This is a genomic window from Pseudomonas sp. S30_BP2TU TE3576 (genome assembly GCF_050436025.1).
In the GTDB taxonomy this organism is placed as follows: Bacteria; Pseudomonadota; Gammaproteobacteria; order Pseudomonadales; family Pseudomonadaceae; genus Aquipseudomonas.
In genome coordinates, this window is sequence record NZ_JBNDLK010000001.1 from 3,880,001 (window position 1) to 3,899,700 (window position 19,700).

A 19,700-nucleotide genomic window follows, 5' to 3' on the forward strand; every position below is an offset into this window, starting at 1 on the left:
CCACACGAATTGCTTGATTCATTGAAGAAGACGATAAGAAGCAGCCCGAAATTGGGTCTGTAGCTCAGTTGGTTAGAGCGCACCCCTGATAAGGGTGAGGTCGGCAGTTCGAATCTGCCCAGACCCACCAATTTTGTGTGGGAAACGCCTGTAGAAATACGGGGCCATAGCTCAGCTGGGAGAGCGCCTGCCTTGCACGCAGGAGGTCAACGGTTCGATCCCGTTTGGCTCCACCACTACTGCTTCTGTTGTAAAAGCTTAGAAATGAGCATTCCATCGAGACGATGATGAATGTTGATTTCTAGTCTTTGACTAGTTCGTTCTTTAAAAATTTGGGTATGTGATAGAAAGATAGACTGAACGTTACTTTCACTGGTAACGGATCAGGCTAAGGTAAAATTTGTGAGTGGCTCTTAGGAGCACAATCGAATTTTCGGCGAATGTCGTCTTCACAGTATAACCAGATTGCTTGGGGTTATATGGTCAAGTGAAGAAGCGCATACGGTGGATGCCTTGGCAGTCAGAGGCGATGAAAGACGTGGTAGCCTGCGAAAAGCTTCGGGGAGTCGGCAAACAGACTTTGATCCGGAGATGTCTGAATGGGGGAACCCAGCCATCATAAGATGGTTATCTTGTACTGAATACATAGGTGCAAGAGGCGAACCAGGGGAACTGAAACATCTAAGTACCCTGAGGAAAAGAAATCAACCGAGATTCCCTTAGTAGTGGCGAGCGAACGGGGACTAGCCCTTAAGTTGATTTGAGATTAGCGGAACGCTCTGGAAAGTGCGGCCATAGTGGGTGATAGCCCTGTACGCGAAAATCTCTTATCAATGAAATCGAGTAGGACGGAGCACGAGAAACTTTGTCTGAATATGGGGGGACCATCCTCCAAGGCTAAATACTACTGACTGACCGATAGTGAACTAGTACCGTGAGGGAAAGGCGAAAAGAACCCCGGAGAGGGGAGTGAAATAGATCCTGAAACCGTATGCGTACAAGCAGTGGGAGCCCACTTTGTTGGGTGACTGCGTACCTTTTGTATAATGGGTCAGCGACTTATTTTCAGTGGCGAGCTTAACCGAATAGGGGAGGCGTAGCGAAAGCGAGTCTTAATAGGGCGTCTAGTCGCTGGGAATAGACCCGAAACCGGGCGATCTATCCATGGGCAGGTTGAAGGTTAGGTAACACTGACTGGAGGACCGAACCGACTACCGTTGAAAAGTTAGCGGATGACCTGTGGATCGGAGTGAAAGGCTAATCAAGCTCGGAGATAGCTGGTTCTCCTCGAAAGCTATTTAGGTAGCGCCTCATGTATCACTGTAGGGGGTAGAGCACTGTTTCGGCTAGGGGGTCATCCCGACTTACCAAACCGATGCAAACTCCGAATACCTACAAGTGCCGAGCATGGGAGACACACGGCGGGTGCTAACGTCCGTCGTGAAAAGGGAAACAACCCAGACCGTCAGCTAAGGTCCCAAAGTTATGGTTAAGTGGGAAACGATGTGGGAAGGCTTAGACAGCTAGGAGGTTGGCTTAGAAGCAGCCACCCTTTAAAGAAAGCGTAATAGCTCACTAGTCGAGTCGGCCTGCGCGGAAGATGTAACGGGGCTCAAACCATACACCGAAGCTACGGGTATCACTTAGGTGATGCGGTAGAGGAGCGTTCTGTAAGCCTGTGAAGGTGAGTTGAGAAGCTTGCTGGAGGTATCAGAAGTGCGAATGCTGACATGAGTAACGACAATGGGTGTGAAAAACACCCACGCCGAAAGACCAAGGTTTCCTGCGCAACGTTAATCGACGCAGGGTTAGTCGGTCCCTAAGGCGAGGCTGAAAAGCGTAGTCGATGGAAAACAGGTTAATATTCCTGTACTTCTGGTTATTGCGATGGAGGGACGGAGAAGGCTAGGCCAGCTTGGCGTTGGTTGTCCAAGTTTAAGGTGGTAGGCTGAGATCTTAGGTAAATCCGGGATCTTAAGGCCGAGAGCTGATGACGAGTTACCCTCTGGGTGACGAAGTGGTTGATGCCATGCTTCCAAGAAAAGCTTCTAAGCTTCAGGTAACCAGGAACCGTACCCCAAACCGACACAGGTGGTTGGGTAGAGAATACCAAGGCGCTTGAGAGAACTCGGGTGAAGGAACTAGGCAAAATGGCACCGTAACTTCGGGAGAAGGTGCGCCGGTGAGGGTGAAGCATTTACTGCGTAAGCCCACGCCGGTCGAAGATACCAGGCCGCTGCGACTGTTTATTAAAAACACAGCACTCTGCAAACACGAAAGTGGACGTATAGGGTGTGACGCCTGCCCGGTGCCGGAAGGTTAATTGATGGGGTTAGCTAACGCGAAGCTCTTGATCGAAGCCCCGGTAAACGGCGGCCGTAACTATAACGGTCCTAAGGTAGCGAAATTCCTTGTCGGGTAAGTTCCGACCTGCACGAATGGCGTAACGATGGCGGCGCTGTCTCCACCCGAGACTCAGTGAAATTGAAATCGCTGTGAAGATGCAGTGTATCCGCGGCTAGACGGAAAGACCCCGTGAACCTTTACTATAGCTTTGCACTGGACTTTGAATTTGCTTGTGTAGGATAGGTGGGAGGCTTTGAAGCGTGGACGCCAGTTCGCGTGGAGCCATCCTTGAAATACCACCCTGGCAACTTTGAGGTTCTAACTCAGGTCCGTTATCCGGATCGAGGACAGTGTATGGTGGGTAGTTTGACTGGGGCGGTCTCCTCCTAAAGAGTAACGGAGGAGTACGAAGGTGCGCTCAGACCGGTCGGAAATCGGTCGTAGAGTATAAAGGCAAAAGCGCGCTTGACTGCGAGACAGACACGTCGAGCAGGTACGAAAGTAGGTCTTAGTGATCCGGTGGTTCTGTATGGAAGGGCCATCGCTCAACGGATAAAAGGTACTCCGGGGATAACAGGCTGATACCGCCCAAGAGTTCATATCGACGGCGGTGTTTGGCACCTCGATGTCGGCTCATCACATCCTGGGGCTGAAGCCGGTCCCAAGGGTATGGCTGTTCGCCATTTAAAGTGGTACGCGAGCTGGGTTTAGAACGTCGTGAGACAGTTCGGTCCCTATCTGCCGTGGACGTTTGAGATTTGAGAGGGGCTGCTCCTAGTACGAGAGGACCGGAGTGGACGAACCTCTGGTGTTCCGGTTGTCACGCCAGTGGCATTGCCGGGTAGCTATGTTCGGGAAAGATAACCGCTGAAAGCATCTAAGCGGGAAACTTGCCTCAAGATGAGATCTCACTGGAACCTTGAGTTCCCTGAAGGGCCGTCGAAGACTACGACGTTGATAGGTTGGGTGTGTAAGCGCTGTGAGGCGTTGAGCTAACCAATACTAATTGCCCGTGAGGCTTGACCATATAACACCCAAGCAATTTGATGCTCCTCGTTGAAAAGACGGAAGAGACCAGATTGCGGTGTGTGAAGACGCAATGAACCGAAAGTTCGAGAGACGCACAAAACACCAGACTATCACCTACCCAATTTGCTGAAGCGAGGCCAAGCGGTCACGACTCAGTACCCGAATTTCTTGACGACCATAGAGCATTGGAACCACCTGATCCCATCCCGAACTCAGCAGTGAAACGATGCATCGCCGATGGTAGTGTGGGGTTTCCCCATGTGAGAGTAGGTCATCGTCAAGATTAAATTCCGAAACCCCTATCTGCGTATGCAGGTAGGGGTTTTGTTTTTGCCCGCAGAAAAGTCACGGCTACTGGATTTCTATGCAATAGCTCGGCGCGTGGATATCATGCGGACCTCATTGTGAGGCGAGACCTGCATGCTGACGTTGTTAAAGCTTCTTAAAGATGGCCGATTCCATTCGGGTCAAGCATTGGGTGCCGCCCTGGGCATCAGTCGTAGTGCTGTGTGGAAGCAGCTTCAGCATTTAGAAGCTGAGCTGGGTTTGTCTATTCATAAGGTTCGTGGGCGTGGTTATCAACTGTCCGCACCATTAGCGTTGCTTGATCCTTCCGAGATAAGCGCAAAAGCGCTTTCTTGCGACTGGCCCGTTCAGGTTTACGACTCAATCGACTCCACGAACGCCGAAGCGCTGCGTGCTATAGAGCGGGGGCAAGCAGCGCCATTTCTTGTGCTTTCGGAGCGACAGACGGCCGGGCGCGGGCGACGTGGTCGCAAGTGGGTCAGTCCATTCGCAGAAAACGTCTATTACAGCCTGGTGCTGCGCATTGATGGTGGGATGCGTCAGTTGGAAGGCTTGAGTCTCGTCGTTGGGCTCGCTGTTTTGCAGACGTTGCGTGAGTTTGGTATTGCAGCCGCTGGATTGAAGTGGCCCAACGATGTTCTGGTGGGTCAGAAAAAGATCGCTGGAATATTGCTCGAGCTGGTCGGTGACCCTGCTGATGTGTGCCACGTGGTTCTGGGGGTGGGAATCAATGTGAATATGCAGTCCGCGGACGAGGTGGACCAGCAATGGACATCCATGCGGCTCGAATCAGGCAAATTGTTTGATCGCAACCAATTGGTCGCCATGTTGGGGGAGATGCTGCAGCGATACCTGGCTCGTCATCAGTCGGGTGGTTTTTTGGCCATCCAGTCGGAGTGGGAGCAAAATCACCTGTGGCAGGGGCGAAGCGTGTCGTTGATTGCCGGTGTCAATCAAATTGATGGTGAGGTGCTTGGTATAGATGGCCGGGGTGCTCTGCGCCTGAAGGTGGATGGTGTGGAGAAAGTCTTCAGTGGTGGCGAATTGAGCCTGAGGTTGCGTGATGATTCTTGAGCTCGATTGTGGGAATAGTTTCATCAAGTGGCGCGTGCTTGCGGCGAATGCCGGGCAGGTGCTTGGTGAGGGGGTTGTCGATTCCAATCTCGCATTGCTTGAGGGGTTGGGGGAGCTCAAAGGGCTTGCCCTCACGTTTTGCCGGCTGGTGAGCGTCAGGACTGCGGAAGAGACCGGTGCGCTGAAGTCATTGCTGAAGGATACCTTTGATGTGCCGATAGTGTGCGCAGCTCCTTCTCGCGAAATGTCAGGCGTGCGCAACGGTTATGAAGAGTTTGAGCGGCTGGGTCTGGATCGGTGGCTTGCAATGCTTGGAGGCTTTCATCTGGCTTCGGGTGCGTGCCTGGTGCTCGACTTCGGTACGGCCGTGACTGCGGACTTTATCGCTTCTGATGGAGAGCATCTGGGTGGTTTCATCTGTCCGGGCATGCCGTTGATGCGCAACCAGTTGCGTACCCATACGCGCAAAATTCGTTACGGAGATCTGGCGGCTGAGCAGGCTCTGGAAAGTCTTGTTCCGGGTCGTACGACTGTCGAGGCTGTCGAGCGTGGTTGTTTGCTGATGTTGCGCGGCTTCGTAATGACTCAGCTCGAGTTGGCGCGCAGCTACTGGGGTGGGGACTTTGTCGTATTTCTCACCGGGGGGGATGCGAGCCTGGTTTCTGAGGTCGTGCCTCGAGCCAGGGTGGTTCCGGACTTGGTGTTTGTCGGATTGGCCATGGCCTGTCCCTTGTCCTGAGGTTTTTATGCGTTGGTTGTTTCTGCTGCTGCTTGTCCTCAATGGCTTTTACTACATCTGGCATCAACAAGAGGCTCCGCTGCGCGCAAAGGATGTCACGCCTTTGAGTCTGTATCGGGGGGCTCAGCAGGATATACGCCTGTTGAGCGAAGCGGGTGACGCATCCAAGGACAAGGCTAAAGCTGTCTCGCCAGACAATGGCTGCCTTTATCTGGGGGGTTATACGCGCCAGGACGCCGCGCAGGCGGTTGAGCGGCGGTTGAGCGGGATGGAGGTCAAATACCAATCCCTGCCCAAGGGCTCGGAAAGCGCAGGGTATTGGGTACGTATTGCACCAGAAAGCCGGCGTTGGCTGGACGATCTGCAGCTGCAAAACCTTTCTAAAGAATTCAATGAGTTAAAACATAAAATAATGCCATGTGAGGGGGTTGCACCCACCGAATAGTTTGCATAGAATGGCGCCCGCTCCACAGCGAACACCGGAAACGGTTAACGAAGTGAAGCGAGGTCAACGCAGCTAAGCTCAGGTTTTTAATGAGAAAAATGCTTGACAGAAGGCTGGCATGATGTAGAATGCCGGCTCGCTTAGGAGGGGTTCCCGAGCGGCCAAAGGGATCAGACTGTAAATCTGACGTCTACGACTTCGAAGGTTCGAATCCTTCCCCCTCCACCATTTTTAGCGAGAGCTGTAAGCCTCGCGGGTATAGTTTAGTGGTAGAACCTCAGCCTTCCAAGCTGATGATGCGGGTTCGATTCCCGCTACCCGCTCCAAGTTTACAGGTTTTGCACAGTGTTACGCTCTTGTAGCTCAGTTGGTAGAGCACACCCTTGGTAAGGGTGAGGTCAGCGGTTCAAATCCGCTCAAGAGCTCCATATAACAAGGCAGATATGAAAATATCTGCCTTTGTTTTAGGTGGTTGTGGTTGCGCCTCGTTGTGTTTTCGGGGTTGCCGGTATCACAGATGCTGGTGTTGCAGTCGGGATTGCCTGGTAGGTGTTGTAAAGTCTTTTTCGGGTCGGCATAATGGTCGGCCTGATTTTGTTTTAGGTCAGTAGCTCAATTGGCAGAGCGACGGTCTCCAAAACCGTAGGTTGGGGGTTCGATTCCCTCCTGACCTGCCAGATTCACCTGGTGTGTCTGGCTTTCTTTTCACAGGATCTTCATAGATGACTCCTAAAGCTGAAGCTCAAGGCTCTCGTTTCGACCTCCTCAAGTGGCTTGTAGTAGTCGCTCTGGTGGTTGTTGGCGTTGTTGGCAATCAGTACTTTTCTGCTTCGCCGATCCTGTACCGCGTACTCGCATTGCTTGCTATTGCTGCTGTAGCTGCCTTTGTAGGCCTGCAGACCACCAAGGGCAAGTCTTTCTTTGTACTGGTTAAGGAAGCTCGCACCGAAATTCGTAAAGTCGTTTGGCCAACTCGCCAAGAAACCACGCAGACCACATTGATCGTTGTGGCTGTTGTCCTGGTTATGGCGTTGCTGTTGTGGGGGCTTGATTCCCTGCTCGGCTGGCTTGTTTCCTTGATTGTCGGCTAAGGGTGTCCCGTGGCTAAGCGTTGGTATGTTGTGCATGCTTACTCCGGTTACGAGAAGCATGTAATGCGCTCGCTGATCGAGCGCGTAAAGCTGGCTGGTATGGAAGATGGCTTCGGCGAAATTCTGGTTCCCACTGAAGAAGTGGTTGAAATGCGCAATGGCCAGAAGCGCAAAAGCGAACGCAAATTCTTCCCTGGCTACGTGCTGGTGCAGATGGATATGAACGAGGGTACTTGGCACTTGGTCAAGGATACTCCTCGGGTGATGGGTTTCATCGGCGGTACCGCCGACAAGCCTGCACCGATCACCGATAAGGAGGCAGAAGCGATTCTGCGCCGTGTTGCTGACGGTAGCGACAAGCCGAAGCCGAAGACGTTGTTCGAGCCGGGCGAGTCGGTGCGTGTCAATGACGGCCCGTTTGCGGACTTTACTGGTGTTGTTGAAGAAGTTAACTACGAAAAGAGCCGGATTCAGGTCGCAGTGCTCATTTTCGGTCGCTCTACTCCGGTGGAGCTCGAGTTCAGCCAGGTCGAAAAGGTCTAGTTGAACAAAAATCCCAACCCCGCAGCCGTAGGCTGTGGGGTTTTGTCGTCACTGGGATAAACGCGCAAGTAACCGGGGAGCCTCTCGAGGCGTTCGAACCCGTAATTGGAGTGCCTCATGGCCAAGAAGATTACCGCTTACATCAAGCTGCAAGTGAAGGCCGCTCAGGCTAACCCAAGCCCACCTGTTGGTCCTGCTCTGGGTCAGCACGGCGTGAACATCATGGAATTCTGCAAGGCTTTCAACGCCCGTACTCAGGGTCTTGAGCCAGGTCTGCCGACTCCAGTGATCATTACTGTCTACAGCGACCGTAGCTTCACTTTCGAAACCAAATCCACCCCTGCTTCGGTTCTGCTGAAGAAGGCGGCCGGTCTGACCAGCGGTTCCGCTCGTCCGAACACCGTTAAGGTTGGCACCGTAACTCGTGCTCAGCTGGAAGAAATCGCGAAAACCAAAAACGCGGATCTGACTGCAGCTGATATGGAAGCAGCCGTGCGTACTATCGCCGGTTCTGCTCGTAGCATGGGCCTTAACGTGGAGGGTGTGTAATGGCTAAGCTGACCAAGCGTCAAAAGGCTATCGCCGGCAAAATCGAAGCGGGCAAGGCCTACAACTTTGTAGACGCCGCTGCTCTGCTGGCCGAGCTGTCGACTGTCAAGTTCAGCGAGTCGTTCGACGTAGCTGTAAACCTGGGTGTTGACCCGCGTAAATCCGACCAGGTCGTTCGTAGCGCTACTGTGCTGCCACACGGCACTGGCAAGACCGTTCGCGTTGCTGTGTTCACCCAGGGTCCAGCTGCTGAAGCCGCTCTGGCTGCCGGCGCTGACCGTGTAGGCATGGACGACCTGGCTGCCGAAATGAAAGGCGGCGACCTGAACTATGACGTCGTGATCGCATCCCCGGATGCCATGCGCGTTGTGGGTCAGTTGGGTCAGATCCTCGGTCCACGTGGTCTGATGCCTAACCCTAAAGTCGGCACCGTAACTCCAGACGTAGCTACCGCGGTTAAAAACGCCAAGGCTGGTCAGGTTCGTTATCGCACCGACAAAAACGGCATCATCCACACTTCCGTTGGCAAGATCGGCTTCGACGCCGTCAAGCTGAAGGAAAACGTTGAAGCCCTGATCGCTGATCTGAAGCGTATCAAGCCAGCTTCCTCGAAAGGCATTTACGTCAAGCGCGTTACCCTGAGCACCACTATGGGCCCAGGTCTGGTCATCGACCAAAGCTCGCTCGACGCGTAAGACAAAGATTGGCGCAAGCGATTGCGCCAATTGAAAAATTGGGGTCCCTGCCTGGCGGGGGCTATCCAAGACCGTAGGCGACGCAAGTCTTAAACCACAAGCCTACGCAGATGGTGCTCCCGGTTCCTTACCGAATCAGACACCAAAACGACATCCGGTTTCGACCAGATGAAACGGTAACAAGCAGGAGTTAAACCCGTGGCAATTAAACTCGAAGACAAGAAGGCCATCGTCGCTGAAGTCAACGAGGCTGCCAAAGTCGCTCTGTCCGCTGTCGTGGCTGATGCCCGTGGCGTAACAGTAGGCGCGATGACCGGACTCCGTAAAGAGGCTCGTGAAGCTGGCGTTTACGTACGTGTTGTACGTAACACCCTGCTCAAGCGCGCTGTTGCTGACACTGAATTCAGTGTTCTCAACGACGTGTTCACCGGCCCTACCCTGATTGCGTTCTCCAAAGAACATCCAGGCGCTGCTGCCCGGATCTTCAAGGAATTCGCAAAGGGTCAGGACAAGTTCGAGATCAAGGCAGCTGCGTTCGAGGGCAAGTTCCTCGCAGCTAACCAAATCGACGTACTGGCAACTCTGCCGACCCGTGACGAAGCAATTTCTCAGCTGATGAGCGTGATTCAAGGCGCTACCAGCAAATTGGCTCGTACTCTGGCGGCAATTCGCGACCAGAAAGAAGCTGCTGCAGCCTAAGGCTCGTCAACTTCTCGCGTTTTTTGTTTTTTTCGATGGTCGCGTAGGCCGTCCCCAATATCAGGAATTAGATTCATGTCTATCTCTCAGAACGATATCCTTGAAGCCGTTGGCAACATGTCCGTAATGGAAGTTGTTGAACTGATCAAAGCTTTCGAAGAAAAATTCGGCGTTACCGCTGCTGCTGCATCGGCTGGTCCAGCTGTTGCTGCTGCCGTTGCTGAAGAGCAAACCGAATTCAACGTCATGCTGACCGAAGCTGGCGAGAAGAAAGTTAACGTGATCAAGGCTGTACGTGAACTGACCGGTCTGGGCCTGAAAGAAGCCAAGGCTGTAGTTGACGGCGCTCCTGCCATGGTTCTGGAAGCTGTTGCGAAAGAAGCAGCTGACAAAGCCAAAGCAGCTCTGGAAGAAGCAGGCGCTAAAGTCGAGCTGAAGTAAGCATCGACTTTGCTCCTCCAGCCCGAGCGTTAAGCGACAGGCTGATGGCTGGTGGCTCTTGCCACCGGCCTTTTTCCGTTATTGGCAGCCGGCTCGGTCGGTGCCGATAACGTGCTGTAACCACCCGATGCGGTGGCGCAAACCATGGGGTTTGCACGATTTTCTGGCTGCTCCCGTCGGGAGGGGCCAAACAAGCAGGTGACCAAGCTGGGGAACGCTGATGGCTTACTCATATACTGAGAAAAAACGTATCCGCAAGGACTTTAGCAAGTTGCCGGACGTCATGGATGTGCCGTACCTCCTGGCCATCCAGCTGGATTCGTATCGTGAATTCTTGCAAGCGGGAGCGACTAAAGATCAGTTCCGCGACGTGGGCCTGCATGCGGCCTTCAAATCCGTTTTCCCGATCATCAGCTACTCCGGCAATGCTGCGCTGGAGTACGTCGGTTATCGCCTGGGCGAACCGGCATTTGATGTCAAAGAATGCGTATTGCGCGGTGTAACTTACGCCGTACCTTTGCGGGTAAAAGTGCGCCTGATCATTTTCGACAAAGAATCGTCGAACAAAGCGATCAAGGACATCAAAGAGCAAGAAGTCTACATGGGTGAAATCCCCCTGATGACTGAAAACGGTACCTTCGTAATCAACGGTACCGAGCGTGTAATCGTTTCCCAGCTGCACCGTTCCCCGGGCGTGTTCTTCGACCACGACCGTGGCAAGACGCACAGCTCCGGTAAACTGCTGTACTCCGCGCGCATCATTCCTTACCGCGGTTCGTGGCTGGACTTCGAGTTCGACCCGAAAGACTGCGTATTCGTGCGTATCGACCGTCGTCGCAAGCTGCCTGCATCGGTACTGCTGCGCGCGCTGGGCTATACCACCGAAGAAGTGCTGGACGCGTTCTACACCACCAACGTATTCCACGTGAAGGGCGAGACCCTGAGCCTGGAACTGGTGCCTCAGCGCCTGCGCGGTGAAATCGCTGTCCTCGATATTCAGGATGACAAAGGCAAGGTTATTGTCGAGCAAGGTCGTCGTATCACCGCTCGCCACATCAACCAGCTGGAAAAAGCCGGGATCAAAGAGCTGGATGTGCCTCTGGACTACGTCCTGGGTCGTACAACCGCCAAGGTCATCGTGCATCCGGCAACCGGCGAAATCCTGGCAGAGTGCAACACCGAGCTGAACACTGAGATCCTGGCCAAAATCGCCAAGGCTCAGGTTGTTCGCATCGAAACTCTGTACACCAACGATATCGACTGCGGTCCGTTCGTCTCCGACACTCTGAAGATCGACTCCACCAGCAACCAATTGGAAGCGCTGGTCGAGATCTATCGCATGATGCGTCCTGGCGAGCCGCCAACCAAAGACGCTGCCGAGACTCTGTTCAACAACCTGTTCTTCAGCCCTGAGCGCTATGATCTGTCTGCGGTCGGCCGGATGAAGTTCAACCGTCGTATCGGTCGTACCGAGATCGAAGGTTCGGGCGTGCTGTGCAAGGAAGACATCGTCGCGGTATTGAAGACTCTGGTCGACATCCGTAACGGTAAAGGCATCGTCGATGACATCGACCACCTGGGTAACCGTCGTGTTCGCTGCGTAGGCGAAATGGCCGAGAACCAGTTCCGCGTTGGCCTGGTACGTGTTGAGCGTGCGGTCAAAGAGCGTCTGTCGATGGCTGAAAGCGAAGGCCTGATGCCGCAAGACCTGATCAACGCCAAGCCAGTGGCTGCGGCGGTGAAAGAGTTCTTCGGTTCCAGCCAGCTGTCCCAGTTCATGGACCAGAACAACCCGCTGTCCGAGATCACCCACAAGCGTCGTGTCTCTGCACTCGGCCCTGGCGGTCTGACTCGTGAGCGTGCCGGCTTTGAAGTTCGTGACGTACACCCGACGCACTACGGTCGTGTTTGCCCGATCGAAACGCCGGAAGGTCCGAACATCGGTCTGATCAACTCCCTGGCTGCCTATGCGCGCACCAACCAGTACGGCTTCCTCGAGAGCCCGTACCGTGTGGTGAAAGACGCTCTGGTCACCGACGAGATCGTGTTCCTGTCCGCCATCGAAGAAGCTGATCACGTGATCGCTCAGGCTTCGGCCACGATGAACGACAAGAAAGTCCTGATCGACGAGCTGGTAGCTGTTCGTCACTTGAACGAATTCACCGTTAAGGCGCCGGAAGACGTCACCTTGATGGACGTTTCGCCGAAGCAGGTAGTTTCGGTTGCTGCGTCGCTGATTCCGTTCCTCGAGCACGACGACGCCAACCGTGCGTTGATGGGTTCGAACATGCAGCGTCAAGCTGTACCGACCCTGCGCGCAGACAAGCCGCTGGTAGGTACCGGCATGGAGCGTAACGTAGCCCGTGACTCCGGCGTTTGCGTCGTGGCTCGTCGTGGCGGCGTGATCGATTCCGTCGACGCCAGCCGTATCGTGGTTCGTGTTGCCGATGACGAAGTTGAAACCGGTGAAGCCGGTGTCGACATCTACAACCTGACCAAGTACACCCGCTCCAACCAGAACACCTGCATCAACCAGCGTCCGCTGGTGCGTAAGGGTGATCGGGTTCAGCGTAGCGACATCATGGCCGACGGCCCGTCCACCGACATGGGTGAACTGGCTCTGGGTCAGAACATGCGCATCGCGTTCATGGCATGGAACGGCTTCAACTTCGAAGACTCCATCTGTCTGTCCGAGCGTGTGGTTCAGGAAGACCGTTTCACCACGATCCACATTCAGGAACTGACCTGTGTGGCCCGTGACACCAAGCTTGGCCCAGAGGAAATCACTGCGGACATCCCGAACGTGGGTGAAGCTGCACTGAACAAGCTGGACGAAGCCGGTATCGTTTACGTAGGTGCTGAAGTTGGCGCAGGCGACATCCTGGTCGGTAAGGTCACTCCGAAAGGCGAGACTCAACTGACTCCGGAAGAAAAACTGCTGCGTGCGATCTTCGGTGAAAAGGCCAGCGACGTTAAAGACACCTCCCTGCGTGTACCAACCGGTACCAAAGGTACTGTCATCGACGTACAGGTCTTCACCCGCGACGGCGTTGAGCGTGATGCTCGTGCCCTGTCGATCGAGAAGTCCCAGCTGGACGAGATCCGCAAGGACCTGAACGAAGAGTTCCGCATCGTTGAAGGTGCTACTTTCGAACGTCTGCGCTCCGCTCTGGTCGGCCACAAAGCCGAAGGCGGCGCCGGTCTGAAGAAAGGCCAGGACATCACCGACGAAGTTCTCGACGGTCTTGAGCACGGCCAGTGGTTCAAGCTGCGCATGGCTGAAGATGCTCTGAACGAGCAGCTCGAGAAGGCTCAGGCCTACATCGTTGATCGTCGCCGTCTGCTGGACGACAAGTTCGAAGACAAGAAGCGCAAACTGCAGCAGGGCGATGACCTGGCTCCAGGCGTGCTGAAAATCGTCAAGGTTTACCTGGCAATCCGTCGTCGCATCCAGCCGGGCGACAAGATGGCCGGTCGTCACGGTAACAAGGGTGTGGTCTCTGTGATCATGCCGGTTGAAGACATGCCGCACGATGCCAATGGCACCCCGGTCGACGTCGTTCTCAACCCGTTGGGCGTACCTTCGCGTATGAACGTCGGTCAGATCCTTGAAACCCACCTGGGCCTCGCGGCCAAAGGTCTGGGCGAGAAGATCAATCGCATGATTGAAGAGCAGCGCAAAGTTGCCGAGCTGCGCAAGTTCCTGCACGAGATCTATAACGAGATCGGCGGTCGTCAGGAAAGCCTCGATGACTTCTCGGACCAGGAAATCCTGGACCTGGCTCAAAACCTGCGTGGCGGCGTTCCAATGGCCACTCCAGTGTTCGACGGCGCCAAGGAAAGCGAAATCAAGGCCATGCTGAAACTGGCAGACCTGCCAGAAAGCGGCCAGATGCAGCTGACCGACGGCCGTACCGGCAACAAGTTCGAGCGCCCGGTTACCGTTGGCTACATGTACATGCTGAAGCTGAACCACTTGGTAGACGACAAGATGCACGCGCGTTCTACCGGTTCGTACAGCCTGGTTACCCAGCAGCCGCTGGGTGGTAAGGCGCAGTTCGGTGGTCAGCGTTTCGGGGAGATGGAGGTCTGGGCACTGGAAGCATACGGTGCCGCTTACACTCTGCAAGAAATGCTCACAGTGAAGTCGGACGATGTGAACGGCCGTACCAAGATGTACAAAAACATCGTGGATGGCGATCACCGTATGGAGCCGGGCATGCCCGAGTCCTTCAACGTGTTGATCAAGGAAATTCGTTCCCTCGGCATCGATATCGATCTGGAAACCGAATAACACGTGACGCGAATCGAGAGCGGGGCAGGATTGCCCGCTCTCTGCTCCGCCAGGAGGAAAGGCCTTGAAAGACCTACTGAATTTGCTGAAAAACCAGGGTCAAGTCGAAGAGTTCGACGCCATCCGTATCGGATTGGCATCGCCTGAGATGATCCGTTCGTGGTCGTTCGGTGAAGTTAAAAAGCCGGAAACCATCAACTACCGTACGTTCAAACCTGAACGTGACGGCCTGTTCTGCGCCAAGATCTTTGGCCCGGTAAAGGATTACGAGTGCCTGTGCGGTAAGTACAAGCGCTTGAAGCACCGTGGTGTGATCTGCGAGAAGTGCGGCGTTGAAGTCGCGCTGGCAAAAGTTCGTCGTGAGCGCATGGCGCACATCGAACTGGCCTCGCCGGTTGCCCACATCTGGTTCCTGAAATCGCTGCCGTCCCGTATCGGCTTGCTGATGGACATGACCCTGCGTGATATCGAGCGCGTTCTCTACTTCGAGAGCTACGTCGTTATCGATCCAGGCATGACCACCCTTGAAAAAGGTCAGCTGCTGAACGACGAGCAGTACTTCGAAGCGCTGGAAGAGTTTGGCGACGATTTCGATGCCCGCATGGGTGCCGAAGCTGTCCGCGAACTGCTGCACGCTATCGACCTGGAGCACGAGATTGGCCGCCTGCGTGAAGAAATTCCGCAAACCAACTCCGAAACCAAGATCAAGAAGCTGTCCAAGCGTCTGAAGTTGATGGAAGCCTTCCAGGGTTCCGGCAACCTGCCAGAGTGGATGGTGCTGACCGTTCTGCCGGTTCTGCCGCCAGATCTGCGTCCACTGGTCCCGCTGGATGGCGGTCGCTTCGCGACTTCCGACCTCAACGACCTGTATCGTCGAGTGATCAACCGTAACAACCGTTTGAAGCGCCTGCTGGATCTGTCCGCTCCGGACATCATCGTGCGCAACGAAAAGCGTATGTTGCAGGAAGCCGTCGACGCACTGCTCGACAACGGTCGTCGTGGCCGCGCTATCACTGGTTCGAACAAGCGTCCTCTGAAATCCCTGGCTGACATGATCAAGGGTAAGCAGGGTCGTTTCCGTCAGAACTTGCTCGGTAAGCGTGTTGACTACTCCGGTCGTTCGGTAATTACCGTAGGTCCGACCCTGCGTCTGCACCAGTGCGGTCTGCCGAAGAAGATGGCTCTCGAGCTGTTCAAGCCGTTCATTTTCGGCAAGCTGGAAATGCGTGGTCTCGCGACCACCATCAAAGCTGCCAAGAAGATGGTCGAGCGTGAGCTGCCAGAGGTTTGGGACGTTCTTGCTGAAGTGATTCGCGAACACCCGGTTCTTCTCAACCGTGCACCGACCCTTCACCGTCTGGGCATCCAGGCGTTTGAACCGGTACTGATCGAAGGTAAGGCTATCCAGCTGCACCCGCTGGTCTGCGCCGCGTACAACGCCGACTTCGACGGCGACCAAATGGCCGTGCACGTACCGCTGACGCTGGAAGCCCAGCTCGAAGCGCGTGCGTTGATGATGTCGACCAACAACATTCTGTCGCCAGCCAACGGTGAGCCAATCATCGTTCCGTCGCAGGACGTTGTATTGGGTCTGTACTACATGACGCGTGAAGCGATCAACGCCAAGGGCGAAGGTCGTGTGTTCGCGGATCTGCAGGAAGTTGACCGTGTGTTCCGTGCCGGCGAAGCCGCACTGCACGCCAAGGTCAAAGTGCGGATCAACGAAACCGTCAACGACCGTGACGGCGGCAGCGTGACCAACACTCGTATCGTCGACACCACTGTCGGCCGTGCGTTGTTGTTCCAGGTTGTGCCAAAAGGTCTGTCGTACGACGTCGTCAACCTGCCGATGAAGAAAAAGGCAATCTCCAAGCTGATCAACCAGTGCTACCGCGTGGTTGGTCTGAAAGAGACCGTTATCTTCGCTGACCAGTTGATGTACACCGGTTTTGCTTATTCGACCATTTCCGGCGTTTCCATCGGTGTTAACGACTTCGTTATCCCGGATGAAAAAGCCCGCATCATCGGTGCAGCCACCGACGAAGTGAAAGAGATCGAGAGCCAGTACGCCTCCGGCCTGGTAACCCAGGGCGAGAAGTACAACAAAGTGATCGACCTTTGGTCCAAGGCGAACGACGAAGTTTCCAAGGCGATGATGGCCAACCTCTCGAAAGAGAAAGTCATCGACCGTCATGGCGTCGAAGTAGACCAGGAATCCTTCAACTCGATGTACATGATGGCCGACTCGGGTGCGCGGGGTTCCGCAGCACAGATTCGTCAGCTGGCCGGTATGCGTGGCCTGATGGCCAAGCCGGACGGTTCCATCATTGAAACGCCGATTACTGCGAACTTCCGTGAAGGTTTGAGCGTACTTCAGTACTTCATCTCCACTCACGGTGCTCGTAAAGGTCTGGCGGATACCGCGTTGAAAACTGCGAACTCCGGTTACCTGACTCGTCGTCTGGTAGACGTGGCGCAGGATCTGGTAGTAACCGAGATCGATTGCGGCACCGAACACGGTCTGCTGATGACTCCGCACATTGAAGGCGGTGACGTTGTAGAGCCGTTGGGTGAGCGCGTATTGGGCCGTGTTATTGCCCGTGACGTATTCAAGCCAGGTACCGAGGACGTCATCGTTCCTGCCGGCACTCTGGTAGACGAGAAGTGGGTCGAGTTCATCGAGCTGAACAGCATCGACGAAGTGATCGTGCGTTCGCCGATCAGCTGCGAAACCCGCTACGGCATTTGCGCCAAGTGCTACGGCCGTGATCTGGCTCGTGGTCACCAGGTGAACATCGGTGAAGCGGTCGGCGTTATCGCTGCCCAGTCCATCGGTGAGCCGGGTACCCAGCTGACGATGCGTACGTTCCACATCGGTGGTGCGGCAAGCCGGACCTCCGCAGCCGACAGCGTTCAGGTGAAGAATGGCGGTACCGTCCGTCTGCATAACCTGAAGCACGTTGAGCGAGTGGATGGTCACCTGGTTGCTGTGTCCCGTTCCGGTGAGCTGGCCATCGCTGATGACTTCGGTCGTGAGCGTGAGCGTTACAAGCTGCCGTACGGTGCTGTGATTTCGGTTAAAGAAGGTGACAAGGTCGACGCTGGCGCAATCGTGGCCAAGTGGGATCCGCACACTCACCCGATCGTTACCGAAATGAAAGGTACCGTGACCTACGTGGGCATGGAAGAAGGCATCACGATCAAGCGTCAGACTGACGAATTGACCGGTATGACCAACATTGAAGTACTCGACGCCAAAGATCGTCCAGCTGCCGGTAAGGACATCCGTCCTGCCGTGAAGATGGTCGACGACAACGGCAAGGATCTGTTGCTGCCAGGCACTGACGTTATCGCTCAGTACTTCCTGCCAGCCAACGCCCTGGTCGGTGTAGCGGACGGTGCGAAGATTGCGATCGGTGATGTTATCGCTCGTATTCCGCAAGAAACTTCGAAGACCCGTGACATCACCGGTGGTCTGCCGCGTGTTGCTGACCTGTTCGAAGCCCGTCGTCCGAAAGAAGCGTCGATTCTGGCTGAAGTCAGCGGCACCATCGCGTTCGGTAAAGAGACCAAGGGCAAGCGCCGTCTGGTCATTACCCCGAACGACGGTAGCGATCCGTACGAAGAGCTGATTCCGAAGTGGCGTCACCTGAACGTGTTCGAAGGCGAACAGGTGAACCGCGGCGAAGTTATCTCCGACGGTCCGAGCGATCCACACGACATCCTGCGTCTGCTGGGTGTGAGTGCGCTGGCCAAGTATATTGTTAACGAGATCCAGGACGTTTACCGTCTGCAAGGCGTGAAGATCAACGACAAGCACATCGAGACCATCCTGCGTCAGATGCTGCGTAAAGTTGAAATCGCTGAATCCGGCGATTCCAGTTTCATCAAGGGTGACCAGATGGAATTGACTCACGTTCTGGTAGAGAACGAGCGTCTGAGCGGCGAAGACAAGTTTGTCTCCAAGTTCACTCGCGTTCTGCTGGGTATCACCAAGGCGTCGTTGTCCACCGAATCGTTCATCTCGGCGGCTTCCTTCCAGGAAACCACTCGCGTACTGACCGAAGCGGCGGTAACCGGCAAGCGCGATTACCTGCGCGGCCTGAAGGAAAACGTGGTCGTGGGTCGTCTGATCCCGGCCGGTACCGGTCTGGCTTATCACAGCGAGCGTAAGCGCCGCCGTGATGCAGACAAACCGTTGCGCGTAAGCGCCAGTGAAGTGGAAGCTGCACTGACCGAAGCGCTGAACTCGAGCGGTAACTGAGTTCTGCGGTAAATGAGTGTGAGGCCCTGGTCGCTCCGTTCATCGAATCGAGACAATTTGTCGAGATTCGATGAGCGGGGAGGGCGGGGCCTTGCCTTGACTGGGGACAAGATCCTCTTTAGACTCTTGTACCCCTAAATTTGGCGGGAACTCGTTCCTGCCATTTTGCTTTTCTTGCAAGACAATAGCGTCGCAAGACAACAGTGGAGCTAGTAGATGGCAACTATCAACCAGCTGGTACGTCAGCCGCGTAAGCGTATCGTCGAGAAATCCGACGTGCCTGCGCTGCAGAACTGCCCGCAACGCCGTGGCGTGTGCACCCGTGTGTACACCACCACGCCGAAAAAACCTAACTCGGCACTGCGTAAAGTATGCCGTGTGCGCCTGACTAACGGTTTCGAGGTTTCCTCGTACATCGGTGGTGAAGGTCACAACCTGCAAGAGCACAGCGTGGTACTGATCCGCGGCGGTCGTGTAAAAGACTTGCCAGGTGTTCGTTATCACACCGTTCGCGGTTCGTTGGATACTTCCGGTGTTAAAGGTCGTAACCAGGGTCGTTCGAAGTACGGTACCAAGCGTCCGAAGTAATCGGCCGTTTTGCAGTTATTCATTTTATTGAGTCGATAAGAGTAAGGTCGGGCACGTATCCACAGGATCTGTCCCGGGCTAACCTGAAGACCGTTTGAGGGCTTATCAATGCCAAGACGTCGCGTAGCAGCCAAGCGTGAGATTCTGGACGATCCGAAATACGGAAGCCAAATCCTCGCCAAATTCATGAACCACGTAATGGAAAGCGGCAAGAAAGCCGTTGCCGAGCGTATCGTTTATGGTGCCCTGGATACCGTGAAGGCTCGTAAGGCCGGCACCGATCCCCTGGAACTCTTCGAAAAAGCACTCGACGCCATCGCTCCGCTGGTCGAAGTGAAGTCGCGCCGCGTTGGTGGTGCTACTTACCAGGTTCCGGTCGAGGTTCGTCCTTCTCGTCGTAACGCTCTGGCAATGCGCTGGCTGGTAGACTTCGCCCGTAAGCGTGGCGAGAAGTCTATGGCTCTGCGTTTGGCTGGCGAACTGTTGGACGCCGCCGAAGGCAAAGGTGCTGCAGTTAAGAAGCGTGAAGACGTGCACCGTATGGCTGAAGCCAACAAGGCTTTCTCGCACTACCGCTTCTAATTCTAGCGTCACTCA

The 19,700-nt window shown here is 54.9% G+C and carries 13 protein-coding genes, 6 tRNA genes and 2 rRNA genes; all 21 read left to right on the top strand.

From position 1 onward, the window contains the following. Positions 1-53 precede the first annotated feature (53 nt). A tRNA-Ile gene (locus ABIA48_RS17595) sits at positions 54-130 on the top strand. A gap of 30 nt (positions 131-160) precedes the next feature. Next, a tRNA-Ala gene (locus ABIA48_RS17600) sits at positions 161-236 on the top strand. A gap of 245 nt (positions 237-481) precedes the next feature. Further along, a 23S ribosomal RNA gene (locus ABIA48_RS17605) occupies positions 482-3,373 on the top strand. A gap of 169 nt (positions 3,374-3,542) precedes the next feature. Then, positions 3,543-3,658, top strand: a 5S ribosomal RNA gene (rrf, locus tag ABIA48_RS17610). Between the two features lie 137 nt (positions 3,659-3,795). After that, positions 3,796-4,755, top strand: coding sequence for a bifunctional biotin--[acetyl-CoA-carboxylase] ligase/biotin operon repressor BirA (gene birA, locus ABIA48_RS17615; RefSeq protein ID WP_429490268.1), 960 nt, complete (start codon positions 3,796-3,798; stop codon positions 4,753-4,755). Further along, on the top strand, positions 4,745-5,494 hold the full coding sequence (locus tag ABIA48_RS17620; protein WP_429490269.1) for a pantothenate kinase: 750 nt from the start codon (positions 4,745-4,747) through the stop codon (positions 5,492-5,494). The genes birA and ABIA48_RS17620 overlap by 11 nt, the downstream gene beginning before the upstream one ends. Before the next feature lie 7 nt (positions 5,495-5,501). Continuing rightward, positions 5,502-5,939, top strand: coding sequence for a hypothetical protein (locus ABIA48_RS17625; RefSeq protein WP_429490271.1), 438 nt, complete (start codon positions 5,502-5,504; stop codon positions 5,937-5,939). A 143-nt stretch (positions 5,940-6,082) separates the two neighbouring features. Further along, positions 6,083-6,167: transfer RNA gene (locus ABIA48_RS17630), tRNA-Tyr, on the top strand. 24 nt (positions 6,168-6,191) lie between these two features. Beyond that, positions 6,192-6,265: transfer RNA gene (locus ABIA48_RS17635), tRNA-Gly, on the top strand. Between the two features lie 26 nt (positions 6,266-6,291). Continuing rightward, positions 6,292-6,367: transfer RNA gene (locus tag ABIA48_RS17640), tRNA-Thr, on the top strand. A 173-nt stretch (positions 6,368-6,540) separates the two neighbouring features. Beyond that, positions 6,541-6,616 (top strand) — tRNA-Trp (locus tag ABIA48_RS17645). A gap of 45 nt (positions 6,617-6,661) precedes the next feature. Continuing rightward, entirely contained in the window at positions 6,662-7,030 is a 369-nt protein-coding gene (gene secE / locus ABIA48_RS17650; RefSeq protein ID WP_429490273.1) for a preprotein translocase subunit SecE, read from the top strand. Positions 7,031-7,039: 9 nt separating this feature from the next. Then, positions 7,040-7,573 (top strand): transcription termination/antitermination protein NusG, encoded by a 534-nt coding sequence (gene nusG / locus ABIA48_RS17655; protein WP_007984405.1) that lies wholly within the window; start codon positions 7,040-7,042, stop codon positions 7,571-7,573. A 117-nt stretch (positions 7,574-7,690) separates the two neighbouring features. Further along, positions 7,691-8,122, top strand: a complete 432-nt coding sequence (gene rplK / locus ABIA48_RS17660) for a 50S ribosomal protein L11 (RefSeq protein ID WP_007933726.1) — start codon at positions 7,691-7,693, stop codon at positions 8,120-8,122. After that, positions 8,122-8,817 carry a 50S ribosomal protein L1 gene (gene rplA / locus ABIA48_RS17665; RefSeq protein WP_003186095.1) on the top strand — a complete coding sequence of 232 codons (696 nt, stop codon included), beginning with the start codon at positions 8,122-8,124 and terminating at the stop codon, positions 8,815-8,817. Before rplK ends, rplA begins: the two co-directional genes overlap by 1 nt. Positions 8,818-9,015: 198 nt before the next feature. Continuing rightward, positions 9,016-9,516 carry a 50S ribosomal protein L10 gene (gene rplJ, locus ABIA48_RS17670; RefSeq protein WP_007970413.1) on the top strand — a complete coding sequence of 167 codons (501 nt, stop codon included), beginning with the start codon at positions 9,016-9,018 and terminating at the stop codon, positions 9,514-9,516. A gap of 75 nt (positions 9,517-9,591) precedes the next feature. Beyond that, entirely contained in the window at positions 9,592-9,957 is a 366-nt protein-coding gene (gene rplL, locus ABIA48_RS17675) for a 50S ribosomal protein L7/L12 (RefSeq protein WP_277532278.1), read from the top strand. A 220-nt stretch (positions 9,958-10,177) separates the two neighbouring features. Continuing rightward, positions 10,178-14,251, top strand: a complete 4,074-nt coding sequence (gene rpoB / locus ABIA48_RS17680) for a DNA-directed RNA polymerase subunit beta (RefSeq protein WP_053162836.1) — start codon at positions 10,178-10,180, stop codon at positions 14,249-14,251. A gap of 64 nt (positions 14,252-14,315) precedes the next feature. Then, entirely contained in the window at positions 14,316-18,515 is a 4,200-nt protein-coding gene (rpoC, locus tag ABIA48_RS17685; RefSeq protein ID WP_007984408.1) for a DNA-directed RNA polymerase subunit beta', read from the top strand. A gap of 216 nt (positions 18,516-18,731) precedes the next feature. Continuing rightward, positions 18,732-19,103 carry a 30S ribosomal protein S12 gene (gene rpsL, locus ABIA48_RS17690; RefSeq protein WP_003186084.1) on the top strand — a complete coding sequence of 124 codons (372 nt, stop codon included), beginning with the start codon at positions 18,732-18,734 and terminating at the stop codon, positions 19,101-19,103. A gap of 108 nt (positions 19,104-19,211) precedes the next feature. Further along, positions 19,212-19,685 carry a 30S ribosomal protein S7 gene (gene rpsG, locus ABIA48_RS17695; RefSeq protein ID WP_007970418.1) on the top strand — a complete coding sequence of 158 codons (474 nt, stop codon included), beginning with the start codon at positions 19,212-19,214 and terminating at the stop codon, positions 19,683-19,685. Positions 19,686-19,700: the final 15 nt, after the last annotated feature.